Below are 12494 nucleotides of genomic sequence, written 5' to 3'. Positions count from 1 at the left end.
TCACCTTTAAAAACGGCCTCGAATACTTCCACGCCGTTGCAGCAGGATGGAGCCTTAGAGATATGTGCATGCCCTAGGGCGAAGGCCGGGACCCATAACCACCGAGTTCGGTTTGGCGAAGACAGGTGGTGACCAGCTCGCGCTAATAACTCCCACTCGGCGTATGGGTCCCGGCCTTCGCCGGACGACAGCGAGAGTGAGCAACACCGCCGCTCACATCCGCAACAGCGCCTGCCGGTCGATCTTCCCCGTGCCCGTCTTCGGCAGCTCGTCGATGAAGATCACTTCGCGGGGATATTTGTAGGGAAGCAGCTTGCCCTTCACGTAATCCTGCAGCCGTCGTGTCGCTTCGCTTTGATCGGCCGCGCGGCTGTTCATCACCACGACCGCCTTCAGGGTCATGCGCCGGTCCGGCAGCTCGGCGGCGAACACCGCGCATTCGCGGATGTCCGGATGGTCGGCGAGGCACAGCTCGACCTCGAGCGGGTAGACCCACTGGCCGGAGATCTTGATGAGATCGTCGGCGCGGCCGCGGAAGAAGTGAAAGCCATCGGCATCGCGGACGAAGCGGTCGCCGGTGTAGATCCACCCGCCCTGCCGGATCGTTTCGGCGGATTTGTCCGGCCGGTTCCAGTAAAGCGGCGTGTTGGAATCGCCGCGCACCCACAAGATGCCTTCCTCGTCGTCGGCGACATCGCGGCCGTCCTTGTCGCGTAGCGCGACCTCGTAGCCGGGCACACGCAGGCCGGCCGCGCCGAGCTTCTTCCGCTCGGGGCGGTTGGAGAGATAGATGTGCAGCACCTCGGTCGAACCGAGGCCTTCCACGATCTCGAGACCGGTGAGCGTCTTCCAGCCGTTGAAGACGTCGGCCGAGAGCACCTCGGCGGCCGAGAGCGCCATGCGCAGCGACGAGAAGTCGGTCCTGTCGGCACTCTCGGCCTTGGTCAGCGATGTATAGAGCGTCGGCAGGCCGAAGAAGACCGTCGGCTTGTACTGCTCGATCGCCGAAAAGATCGCCGCGGGCTTCGGCTGGCCCGGCAACAGCAGCGTCGTCGCGCCCGCCGAGAACGGGAAGGTGATCGCGTTGCCAAAGCCATAGGCGAAGAAGATTTTTGGCACCGAGAAGCAGATGTCATCCGGCGTCAGCTTCAAGACGTTCTGCGCAAAAGCGACCTCGCTATAGGCCATGTCGTGCTGGAGATGCACGATGCCCTTGGGCCGGCCAGTGGATCCGGACGAGTACATCCAGAACGCCATCTCGTTGCGATGCGTGTCGGCTTCCGCAAGTTCGGACGGAAATTGCGACAGCCAATTGGCGGCGGAAACGGCGTTCGGCGCGGCGTGATCGCCCACGGCGCCATTGACAACGACCAAGGTGTGCAGGCTCGTGTCCTTGCAGGCCTCGGCGTTGAAACGTGCACAGAACTCGGCGTCCGCCACCGCGACAGAAGCGCCGGAATCGGCGAGATAGAATTGCAGCAGATCCGGCGGCGTCAGCGTGTTGATCAGCAACGGCACGAAGCCGGCGCGCACCGCACCGAAGAACGCGGCCGGATAGGCCGGGGTGTCGTCGAGGAACAGCAGCACGCGATCGCCGCGCTTGAGGCCGAGCGAGGCAAGGCCGTTGCCCCAGCGGCAGGCTTCCGCGCAGAGCTCGGCGTAGGTGCGCATGCCCGCGGGGCCAATGAGCGCGAGCTTGTCGCCGCATCCTCTCGCGAGATTGCCGAATAGCACGCGGCTGGCATTGTAGACCTGCGGAACGGAAAAGCCGATCTCGCGTGCGCCCGCGCAGTCGGCGGGCACCTGGTCGTGAATCTGCTCGCTCATGCCTCGTCCCCACCGTTCTTGGCGGCTTCGTAGCGCGCCATGAAGGCCGGCGACATCGCGCGCAGGCGGGAGTCGTCGATGCGGCCTGAGCGGGTGATGTAGCTGTAGGCAAAGTCCATCAGGCCCTGCTGCATGTGCTGAGCAAAGTGCTCGTACCAGAAAGCGCTGGTCCGCGCGGCGTTGACGAGCTTCTGCACCACCGGCTTTCGGGCGGCCTGGTAGCGATGCAGGGCGGTGGAGAGATGCGCATCCGACTCCAGCGCCTTGACCAGCGCAATGGCGTCCTCGATCGCGAGCCGCGTGCCCGAGCCGATCGAGAAATGCGCCGAGTGCAGCGCGTCGCCGAGCAGCACCATGTTCTTGAACGACCAGTGCTCGTTCCAGACCCAGGGGAAGTTGCGCCAGACCGATTTGTTGGAAACCAGCGAGCGGCCGCCGAGCGTGTCGGCGAACACCTCCTCGCAGACACCTTTGGACTGCTCCACGTCCTTATAGGCGAAACCGTAGGCCTGCCACGTCGCATGATCGCATTCGACCAGGAACGTGCTCATGGTTGGAGAGTAGCGGTAGTGGTGGGCGTTGAAGGCGCCGCGGTCGGTCTTTACGAAGGTCTGCGACAGCGTGTCGAAGCGCTTCGAGGTGCCGTACCAGACGAACTTGTTGGAGGAGTAGGACAGCGAGGTGCCGAAATCGCCCTCGAAGGCGCGGCGTACCAGCGAGTTCAGCCCGTCGGCGGCGACGATCAGATCATGGCCGTTGAGCTGGTCGATCGCATGAATCGGCGTATCGAAGCGCGGGGTGACGCCGACATCGAGCGCGCGCTGCTGCAGGAATCGCAAGAGCTCGAGCCGGCCGATCGAGGAGAAGCCGACGCCGTCGATGGCGACGCTGTCGCCGCTCAGGTTCAGCGTGATGTTCTCCCAGCTCTCCATGTGCGGCGCGATCGCGTCGACCGTCTCGGGGTCGTCGGCACGCAAGAATTCCAGGGCTTGGTCCGAGAACACGACGCCAAAGCCCCAGGTCGCGTCGGCCGGGTTCTGTTCGAACAGGTCGACTTGATCCTCGGGGTGACGCTTCTTCCAGAGATAAGCGAAGTAGAGCCCACCGGGCCCCCCGCCAATCACGGCGATCCGCAACGTCTGTCCTCCCTAATTGACAGTATACTTACTATCTAGGGGTAGACTAATGTGCTCCGGTCGCCCGCGCCAGCGGAATTATCGGCAAAGCGCGGGCGCGCCGAAGCTTGTGCCCGGACGCGCGTTTGGCGGCGGGTCCGAAGCAGTGAGTGCGAAGCATAGCCAAACCGCGCCGGCTTGGCCATCCGCACGTCAGACGCAGCACTTTACCAGCCGCCGTTCACCACGGTGGTGCAGCTGCCGGACGGCTCGCTTCTCTAGCGTGCGGCAAACGGCGCCAGAACGTCCTTGCAGGCGGGCGACAGCGAAGCGGCATTGTTGGCAACGCATTGGATGATCCGACCGCCACCTGGCGCCACGCTGCCGCACAGCGTGCGGACATCCTCGCGACATGCGGACTGGACGATGAACAGCTCTTCGCGCGGCCGCAGCGGGCGCAGCACGATAACGGCAGGCGCGGCTGCCGGTGCAGCTGCCGCAGGAGCTGCGCCCGCAGGTGCCGCCGTGGCTGCCGCGCCACCGCCGGCCGCGGCGCTCACGGCCTTCTCGCAGGCCGGCGAAACCTTTGCCTTGTTCTTCTCCAGGCATTCCAGCGCAGGCGCGCCGCCCGGCGGCACGCTGGCGCACACCTTGGGATAATCGGCGCGGCACGCGCTCTTGACGGCAGCGACCTGCGCGCTGCTTGGCTGTTTGGCTGCCGCGGCCTTCGGCGCGGCTCCAGATGCCGGCTTTGCCGCGGGAGCGGATTCAGCCTTCGGCGCGGCAGGCGCGGCCTCCGCCTTGGGGGCAGCCTCCTTGGGGGCAGTCTCTTTGGGTGCAGCCTCGGTCTTCGGCGCGGCTTCGGTCTTCGGCGCCGCAGCAGGCTCGACGGCACGAACCGCGGTTTGGCATCCCGATGACAGGCTGGACATGTTCTTCTGCAGGCATTGATAGGCCTCCATGCCGCCGGGCGTGACGCTCGCGCAGTGCGCCATGAAGTCCGAGCGGCATGCGGAGCGGATCGCGCTCTTCTGCGCCTCGCTCGGTGCTTGTGCGAATGCGCCTGCTGCAGTTGCGAAGAGAGTCGCCACCAGCAACGCCCCGCGTGCCGACGTATGTTTCAACATGTTGAACATCTGAGTGAATTCCTGCCCTGTCGGTAACGCCGACAATTTTTCAAATGTGATGCAAACAATCGTCGCGGGTGATGTCGCGCGCGGCATCATTGGCCGCCGCGACCTCTACCGCAAGTAGATATTGGCTTTGCAATTGCGACGTAACTAGGTCGTCAGAGCTTGACCATGCGCTTGCCGCGGTTGTCGCCCGCCAGCAATCCGATCAGCGCCTTCGGCGTGTTCTCGAGGCCGTCGATGATATCCTCCTGCACCTTCAGCTTGCCGGATCTGACCCAGGCCTGGAGGTCGGCGAGCGCTCGCTGGCTTTCCTTCATGTAGTCCATCACGATGAAGCCCTGCATGACGAGCCGCTTCACCACGATCAGGCCGGGCACGCCGCGCGGGCCGTGTGCCGAGGGCGCGCCGTCATATTGCGAGATCGCGCCGCAGCAGGCGATGCGGCCGTAATTGTTCATCTGCGGCAGGCACGCTTCGAGAATGTCGCCGCCAACATTGTCGAAATAGACGTCGATGCCCTTCGGCGCCGCCGCGCGCAGCGCCTTGAACACCGCGCCGTCCTTGTAGTCCACGGCCGCATCGAAGCCGAGCTCGGAGGTCAGCCAGCTGCATTTCTCGGCACCGCCGGCGATGCCGATGACGCGACATCCCTTGATCTTCGCGATCTGCCCGACGATCGAGCCGACCGAGCCTGCAGCCGCGGAGACCACGACGGTCTCGCCTTCCTTGGGTTTGCCGATCTCCAGCAGGCCGAAATAGGCGGTGAGGCCGGCGATGCCGAACACGCTGAGCAGATGCGTCATCGGCTCGAGCTTCGGCATCTTGGTGAGATGCTTGGCGGGCACTGCCGCCAACTCCTGCCAGCCGGTGTCACCAAACACGATGTCGCCCGGCGCAAGCCCCGGCGCCTTCGAGCTGACGACCTCGGCGATGGCGCCGCCGGCCATCACGCTGTTGGCTTCGACTGCTGAGCGATAGGTTGCGCCGTGCATCCAGGCGCGGTTGGCGGCGTCGAGCGAGATGTAACGCACGCGCAGCAAGGCCTCGCCGTCCTTCGGCTCAGGCACCGCACCTTCGACCATCTTGAAGTGCTCGGGGCCGAGCTTGCCGCTGGGCTTTTCCACCAGAAGAATCTGACGATTGACGCTGCCGCTCATGATGTTTCCCCTCGGTCGTTTGACGATTATTGATGCAGCTGCCGCAAGAAAAAAGTGCAAGCCGCATTCGTTGTGCGCTGCATGAAGCTAGATCGCGGGCGCCAGTTTCGCAACGGGAACATCCGCCCCGACGGTCGCACGCCAAGCGTGTTGCGCGGCCGTCATATCTGCGACATCATGAAGCGGTCGGTGTAGCGGGGGTGTTCAATGTCGAACAGGTTTACGCAATTCATTCTGGTGGCGATGGTGCTCGGCATCATCATGGGCGCGGCGATCTACAATTTCCTGCCCGACACGCGGGGCGATTGGGCCTCGTCCATCAACCTGATCGCCGTGATTTTCCTGCGCCTGATCAAGATGATCATCGCGCCGCTGGTGTTTGCGACGCTGGTCGGCGGCATTGCTCATATGGGCTCGGGCTCCAAGCTCGGCCGCATCTTCGCCAAGACCATGGGCTGGTTCGTCAGCGCCTCTTTCGTCTCGCTGATGCTCGGCCTCGTGATGGTCAATCTGCTCCAGCCCGGCGCGAATTTCCCCGGTACCCTGCCCGACAAGGCGCAGTCGACCGGCCTGCCGGTTTCCGCCTTCTCGATCGAAAAATTCCTGACCCATCTGATCCCGACCTCGATCGCGGATGCGATGGCGCAGAACGAGATCCTGCAGATCGTGATCTTCGCCGTGTTCTTCTCGGTGGCGATGGGCTCGATGCCTGAGCGTTCCAAGCCGATCCTGGCGCTGATCGACGATATCGGCCACATCATGCTCAAGGTGACGGGCTATGTGATGATGTTCGCGCCGTTCGCCGTCTGGGCCGCCATCACCGCGACGGTTGCCAAGAACGGCCTGCTGGTGCTCTGGAAGCTCATCGTCTTCATGGGTGGCTTCTATCTCTCGCTCGCGCTCCTGTGGGGCATCCTGGTGGTCGTGGGCTTCATCGTGATCGGGCCGCGCTACGCCCATCTGCTGAAGCTGATCCGCGAGCCGCTGATGATCGCATTCTCCACGGCGAGTTCCGAAGCGGCCTATCCGAAGACGCTGGAGGGGCTGAACAAGTTCGGTGCTTCGTCGCGGATATCGAGCTTCGTGCTGCCGCTCGGCTATTCCTTCAATCTCGACGGCACGATGATGTACTGCACCTTCGCGAGCATCTTCATCGCGCAGAGCTACCACATCGACATGCCGCTCGGCACCCAGCTCGCGATGCTGGCGACCCTGATGATCACCTCGAAGGGCGTCGCCGGCGTGCCGCGCGCCTCCCTCGTCGTGATCGCCTCGACGCTGTCGCAATTCGGCATCCCCGAGGCCGGGCTGTTGATGATCATGGGCATCGACACCTTCCTCGACATGGGCCGCAGCGCCACCAACGTGATCGGCAACACACTCGCGACCTCGGTCGTGGCCAAATGGGAGGGCGAGCTCGGGCCCGAGCACGAGCTTGGAGCGGGCGATGCCGTGCCGGGGGACATGATCCCCGGCGAAGTGCCTGCGATGGCCGGCCATTGATCGGAGTGCATCATGCACCTTTTAATGGCGATATCGGGCGGCCTGTTGCTGGCAGCGTGCCAGCTGGCCACGGGTGCCTCCGCCCAGACGACCGGCGGCAGCGAAGGGCTTAGCCCGACGCTGTCAGCGATCAAGACCGCGCACACCGTGCGGCTCGGGTATCGCGAGAGCTCGCCGCCGTTCTCCTTCCTCGACCAAGCCAACCGGCCGATCGGCTACAGCCTCGAGCTCTGCGAGGCCATCGTCGAGGAGATCGGCGTCGAGGTCGACGATCCCAATCTGAAGATCGCCTACGTCAAGGTCACCTCGGATGACCGCATCGACTCCGTGCTCCAGAACAAGATCGACCTGGAATGCGGCTCGACCACGGCCAATGCCGAGCGCGCCAAGCGCGTCGCCTTCTCGCCGCTGATGTTTGTCGCCGGCACCAAGCTGATGGTGCCGAAGGCGTCCAGCGTCCAGTCACTGACTGATCTGAAGGGAAAGATCATCGTGGTGACGAAGGGCACCACCAACGAGCAGGCGATCCAGGCGGCCGACAAGAAGTCCTCGTTGGGACTGACCATCGTTGTCGGTGCCGATCACGAACAGTCGTACCAGATGCTCGTCGACGGCAAGGCTGATGCGTTCGCGACCGACGACATCCTGCTGTCCAGCCTGATCGTGCGCCACAAGGCGCAGGACAAGTTCCGCGTCACCGGCGATTACCTGTCCTATGATCCCTACGGCATCATGTTCCGCAAGGGCGAACCGCAACTGGCGGCGGTGGTCGATCGCACCTTCCGCAAGCTCGGCTCCAACCACGACCTCGTCCCGCTCTATAATAAATGGTTCACTGCAAGACTTCCGACCGGCGAACGGCTGAACGTGCCGATCTCGCTGCAGCTGGAGGAAGCCTTCAAGGCGATGGACGACTCCGCGAGCGCGAATAATTAGCGCTTGCGGCGAGCCGCTGCGCCCTGCCCCTACAAGGAGAGAGGGCGCAGCAACGATCAGCGCGCGCTCACGCGCCCGCGGGGACCTGGTCCAGAAATCCCGTGACGCTCCTGATGCGGCCGTCCTTCAGCACGGCGAAATCGGTCCCCTTGATCGGGCTGTCGATGCCATCGGGACCAAGGCCCCAACTGAAGCGGACATGGTCGCCGTAGCCGTTGGGCTCGCCGATCAGCTTGAACTTGAAATCGGGAAAGCGCTGCTGCACGCCTGCGATCAGCGCATCGACGCCGTCATGGCCGTCGCCCTTCATCAGGGGGTCGACATAGCTCGCATCCGCCGTCCAGTTCTGGCTCAGCAGTTCGCGCCGGCGATCGGCTGCACGTTCGTTCCAGAGGTCGATATAGCGGCGGGCGATGGTGATGGGGTCGGTCATTGTCGTCTCCTTCGATGGCGCCGTGTTGTTCGGCTGACCCGACTATCGAAGGTTCACGCGCGCTGATCGATTACCTCTGAGGTCGTCAGCGCACGTGAATTTTCCGTACTTACTTCGCCGCCGTGACCATGATTTCGACGGTGTATTGTGCTGCCGCGAGCTTGGCTTCGACGGTGGCGCGCGCCGGCGTGTTGCCGGGCGAGACCCAGGCGTCCCACACCGCGTTCATCTCGCCGAACGTTTTCATGTCGGTGATGTAGATCGTGGCCGAGAGCAGCTTCGACTTGTCGGTGCCGGCCTTGGCGAGATGGCTGTCGATGGTCGCCAGGATGTCCTGGGTCTGCTTCGTCACGCTTTCGCCGGCGGCGTTGTTGGCGACGACACCGGCGAGATAGACGGTGTTGCCGTGCACGACGACCTGGCTCATGCGCGGGCCGGTTTCAAGACGTTGAATGCTCATTGGGGTCTCCTTTGAATGGCGGCCCTGTCTAGCGCAGCGGCCTGTCCTGTGCCACCCTAGGCACGCATGCGTTGCCGGGCACGCATGCGTCGGTGGCCGTGCATGCGTTACGCTTCAGGGAAACTGGCTGAAGAACGTCCAGATCGTCTCGGCGGCGTCGATGTCGCCGTTCTGCGTCCCGAGCAAGCTGGTTGCGACCTTCGGGAAGCGGGCATCGGGAGAAAATCCGGGCATGCGGTGACCGCCTTGATTGATGCGATAAAGCACGACGTCGTGCCCTCCAGGACAGTGCGAGGAGATCCGTGTCACCGTGGATTGGTCTGCGGGCGCCCTGTCGGGCAAATCGGTGATGTCGGAATTATCGGTCTCGCAGCCGTTGAGCTTGCGCCAGAACGCGAGCGTCTCGTCGGTGGACCAGAATCCGTCTGCGGCATAATAGCTCGACCCGCGACCGCCCTCGTAGGGGACCAGCGGATCGGCCGTGCCGTTCATCAGCAGCATCGGCAGTGGCCGCGACGGATGGCACGTGACTGCGGCCTCATCGGTTAGGTTCATGCTCACGCTCGCGGCGGCAGCAAACAGATCGGCCCGGGCGCAGACCAGCGTCATCGCCATGGCGCCGCCATTGGAGACGCCGGTGACATAGACGCGGCGAGGATCGGCGGTGCCGTTCGCCACCAGCTTCTCGACCAGCTTTGTGATGAAGGCGACGTCGTCGGTGCCCGCGGGCGGGCCGCGGAGCGCCGGTCCCGCCTTGGTCCTCGCATCGGTCCAGGCGTGGTTGAGGCCGTCAGGAAAGACCGCGGCAAACCCTTCGCGCCTTGCGACCTGCGGCCATGCCGTGCGCGTCATCATGTCGGCGCCGCGCTGGGTCTTGCCGTGCAGCACGACCACGAGCGGCACCAGCCGCTTCGCCGGCAGTTGCACGGTGTAGGACCGCTTCACGCCGTCGATGTCGATCGTATCGGCGGACGCAGCCGAGGCGGCGGCCAATGCCGCAACAACCGCCGCGATGCGCATCCGCCGCCGCATCATCTAGCCCACGGCCTTCGCCGCGGCCCGGCCCGCATTGCGGCCCGAGAACAGGCAGCCGCCGAGGAACGTGCCTTCCAGCGAACGATAGCCGTGCACGCCGCCGCCGCCGAAGCCGGCGGCTTCGCCCGCTGCATAGAGGCCGGGGATGACGCTGCCCTCCTCGCCGAACACGCGCGAAGAGAGGTCGGTCTCGAAACCGCCCAGCGTCTTGCGGGTGAGGATGTTGAGCTTGACCGCGATCAGCGGCCCTTGCGCGGGATCGAGGATGCGGTGAGGGGAGGCGGTGCGGATCAGTCTGTCGCCGATATAGCGCCGCGCATTGTGAATGTTCATCACCTGCGCATCCTTGACGTAAGGGTTGGCGATCTCACGGTCGCGCGCCTCGATCTGCATCCTGATGTGCTCGAGCTTGAGGAGGTCGCTGCCGGCCAGCTTGTTCATGGCCGCAACGAGATCCTCGATCTTGTCGCGCACGATGAAGTCGACACCATGGCTTTTGAACGCTTCCACCGGCGCCGGTGCGCCCTTGTTGGTGGCGCGCTTGATTGTCATGCGCCAGCTCTTGCCGGTGAGGTCGGGGTTCTGCTCCGAGCCCGACAGCGCAAACTCCTTCTTGATGATGCTCTGGGTCAGGATGAACCAGGAATAATCGTACCCAGTGGACATGATGTAGTGGAGCTGGCCGAGCGTGTCGGAGCCGGGAAACAACGGCGCCGGCAAGCGCGTGCCGGTGGCGTCGAACCACATCGAGGAGGGGCCGGGCAGGATGCGGATGCCGTGGCGCGGCCAGATCGGTGACCAGTTCTGGATGCCTTCCACATAATGCCACATGCGATCGCGGTTGATCAGCCGCGCGCCTGTTTTCTCGGTGATGCCGATCATGCGGCCGTCGACATGCTCGGGCACGCCGGAGATCATGAATTTGGGTGGCGCGCCGAGCCGCTTCGGCCAGTTCTGCCGCACCAGCTCGTGATTGCCGCCGATGCCGCCGGACGCGACGATCACGGCTTGCGCCTTCAACGCAAACTCGCCGACGACGTTGCGCGAGGAGCTCTTGCCGCGCTCGACATTATCCGGGGCGAGAATGGCACCGCCGACGCCATCCACCGTGCCGTTGGTGATCGAGAGCGCGTCGACGCGATGGCGGAACCGAAAGCTCAGCCGGCCGCTTCTGACGGCCTCGCGCGCGCGGCGCTCGAACGGCTCGACGATGCCGGGCCCGGTGCCCCAGGTGACATGAAAGCGCGGCACCGAATTGCCGTGGCCCATCGCGTCATAGCCGCCGCGCTCGGCCCATCCGACCACGGGGAAGATGCGATGGCCCATCGCGCGCAGCCACGCACGCTTCTCGCCGGCCGCGAACGCCACATAGGCCTCGGCCCATTGGCGCGGCCAGAAATCCTCGTCGCGGTCGAAGCCGGCGGTGCCGAGCCAGTCCTGCATCGCGAGGTCGAAGGAGTCCTTGATGCCGAGCCGGCGCTGCTCCGGCGAATCGACCAGGAACAATCCGCCGAACGACCAGAATGCCTGGCCGCCGAGCGACTGCTCGCCCTCCTGATCGATCACGATCACGCGCTTGCCGGCGTCCGCGATCTCGGTTGCCGCCACGAGGCCCGACAGTCCTGCGCCGACAACGATGACGTCAGTCTCTTCAGCCATCTGTTCGGCCATATGTTTCCCCCTCCATGTGCTCCCCCTCCACAGGTTCCCCCCTGTAGTTGCCCGGATTGAAGCCGGCGGTTGCAACTGAGATCAAGAGGACGGCGCGTAAGACATCGTTAACTTGTTCCACTTCGGGAAAAAGACCGGCTGAGTGCAGCGCCGGCGCAACACTGGATTTGAATTTGTTTTGAGCGAGCCGGCATGCCTAGACAAAACCGCGGTTACGACGGACCCTAGCAGGGCATCACCACCTGACACACAGATTCGAATTCGACTGGGGCGGGGGCCAATGAAGTTTCTGACGGGGTTGCTTGCGGCGGTTCTCCTGATCGCGAGCATGGGCGCTTCTCACGCGGTGGTTCGGATCGCGGATGACCGCGGTGGCCGGATCGGAACCTACGTCGACAAATACCAGGACCTGCGACAGTCGGGCGACACCGTCATCATCGACGGTCTCTGCGCCTCTGCCTGCACCATCGTCCTCGGCGCCATCCCGCCTGACCGAATCTGCGTGACGTCGCACGCGACACTGGGCTTCCACGCCGCGTGGGATTTCGGCAGCAACGGCCGCGCCGTCACCAATACCGAAGCGACCCAGATGCTCTATGCGATGTATCCCTCGCAGGTGAAGCGCTGGATCAACCAGCGCGGCGGCCTCACGCCGCATATGCTCTTCCTGAAGGGCAGGCAGCTCCAGGCCATGTACAAGCCCTGCTACCTCGACGCGCAGGCCTCGGCCAACAAGCCATCGTCAAGATAGGCCCGGCGGTCGTCGCTTCCGTTCAACCCTGATCCTTCGTCATGGCCGGGCTTGTCCCGGCCATCCACGTTCTTGGGCCGGGCGAGAATTACGTGGATGCCCGGGTCTTTGCCTCGCCGAAGCGGCTTCGGCCGCGCAGGCGGGACAAGCCAGGGCATGACGAGGATGGCGACGGCCGAACGTCGCCGTTCACGTAAGCTTGCCCGGCCACGCCCCAGCGCCTATTTGAGAGCCAAGGGAACCCTTCACCCCGATCGTTGTCATGGCTCAACCACTGCACCCCGCCCATCCTGTATCGGACAATTCGCCCACTGCCGGCCGGACGCCGGTCGTGCTGCTGTTGGCCGGTGCTGGCGTTGGAGGCTTGGTTGTGCTCGGTGCGCTCGCACTCTGGTTCCACTATGGCAGCCAAGTGTTCTTCGAAATGATCAGGACCGGTTTCGCCGCCTGCTTCTGACCCGCGACAGGAAGTT

The 12494-nt window shown here is 64.3% G+C and carries 12 protein-coding genes; 4 read left to right on the top strand and 8 right to left on the bottom strand.

All coding sequences use genetic code 11. From position 1 onward, the window contains the following. Window positions 1-213 precede the first annotated feature (213 nt). The 4 genes from AC0L3S_RS09580 to AC0L3S_RS09565 all read right to left on the bottom strand — a co-directional run bounded on the left by AC0L3S_RS09580 (window position 214) and on the right by AC0L3S_RS09565 (window position 5232). A complete protein-coding gene (locus tag AC0L3S_RS09580; protein WP_473278877.1) occupies window positions 214-1827 on the bottom strand; it encodes a benzoate-CoA ligase family protein in 1614 nt (537 codons plus the stop codon). After that, a complete protein-coding gene (locus AC0L3S_RS09575) occupies window positions 1824-2963 on the bottom strand; it encodes an FAD-dependent monooxygenase (protein WP_007599353.1) in 1140 nt (379 codons plus the stop codon). The genes AC0L3S_RS09580 and AC0L3S_RS09575 overlap by 4 nt, the downstream gene beginning before the upstream one ends. A 257-nt stretch (window positions 2964-3220) precedes the next feature. After that, complete coding sequence (locus AC0L3S_RS09570) at window positions 3221-4078, bottom strand: hypothetical protein (RefSeq protein ID WP_473278876.1); 858 nt, start codon at window positions 4076-4078, stop codon at window positions 3221-3223. Between the two features lie 152 nt (window positions 4079-4230). After that, window positions 4231-5232, bottom strand: a complete 1002-nt coding sequence (locus AC0L3S_RS09565; protein WP_473278875.1) for an NADP-dependent oxidoreductase — start codon at window positions 5230-5232, stop codon at window positions 4231-4233. A 207-nt stretch (window positions 5233-5439) separates the two neighbouring features. Between AC0L3S_RS09565 and AC0L3S_RS09560 the strand changes: the two genes are divergently transcribed. Together AC0L3S_RS09560 and AC0L3S_RS09555 are read left to right on the top strand one after the other, a co-directional pair. Further along, window positions 5440-6735, top strand: coding sequence for a dicarboxylate/amino acid:cation symporter (locus AC0L3S_RS09560; RefSeq protein WP_473264485.1), 1296 nt, complete (start codon window positions 5440-5442; stop codon window positions 6733-6735). A gap of 12 nt (window positions 6736-6747) precedes the next feature. Next, the gene (locus AC0L3S_RS09555) at window positions 6748-7671 is read left to right on the top strand and encodes an amino acid ABC transporter substrate-binding protein (RefSeq protein ID WP_473278874.1); all 924 of its coding nucleotides are present in this window, start codon (window positions 6748-6750) and stop codon (window positions 7669-7671) included. 67 nt (window positions 7672-7738) lie between these two features. On the opposite strand, the gene AC0L3S_RS09550 is transcribed toward AC0L3S_RS09555, so the two are convergent. The 4 genes from AC0L3S_RS09550 to AC0L3S_RS09535 form a co-directional block, all read right to left on the bottom strand. Beyond that, window positions 7739-8104: a nuclear transport factor 2 family protein gene (locus AC0L3S_RS09550; protein WP_473264483.1), complete on the bottom strand. Its 366-nt coding sequence runs from the start codon at window positions 8102-8104 to the stop codon at window positions 7739-7741. A 109-nt stretch (window positions 8105-8213) separates the two neighbouring features. Beyond that, window positions 8214-8564 (bottom strand): RidA family protein, encoded by a 351-nt coding sequence (locus AC0L3S_RS09545; RefSeq protein ID WP_007599359.1) that lies wholly within the window; start codon window positions 8562-8564, stop codon window positions 8214-8216. Window positions 8565-8678: 114 nt separating this feature from the next. Beyond that, window positions 8679-9599, bottom strand: a complete 921-nt coding sequence (locus AC0L3S_RS09540; RefSeq protein WP_473264482.1) for an extracellular catalytic domain type 1 short-chain-length polyhydroxyalkanoate depolymerase — start codon at window positions 9597-9599, stop codon at window positions 8679-8681. Next, entirely contained in the window at window positions 9600-11258 is a 1659-nt protein-coding gene (locus AC0L3S_RS09535; protein WP_473278885.1) for an FAD-binding dehydrogenase, read from the bottom strand. 292 nt (window positions 11259-11550) lie between these two features. On the opposite strand from AC0L3S_RS09535, the gene AC0L3S_RS09530 reads away from it, so the two are divergent. Together AC0L3S_RS09530 and AC0L3S_RS09525 are read left to right on the top strand one after the other, a co-directional pair. Then, the gene (locus tag AC0L3S_RS09530) at window positions 11551-12021 is read left to right on the top strand and encodes a Clp protease/crotonase-like domain-containing protein (RefSeq protein WP_018453000.1); all 471 of its coding nucleotides are present in this window, start codon (window positions 11551-11553) and stop codon (window positions 12019-12021) included. Window positions 12022-12283: 262 nt separating this feature from the next. Next, window positions 12284-12478, top strand: a complete 195-nt coding sequence (locus AC0L3S_RS09525; protein ID WP_473264481.1) for a hypothetical protein — start codon at window positions 12284-12286, stop codon at window positions 12476-12478. Window positions 12479-12494 lie beyond the last annotated feature (16 nt).

This window comes from Bradyrhizobium sp. Ken01, from assembly GCF_055807355.1.
The sequence above is the reverse complement of the archived record's forward strand: the minus strand, read 5'-3'. Positions and strand labels throughout refer to the sequence as shown.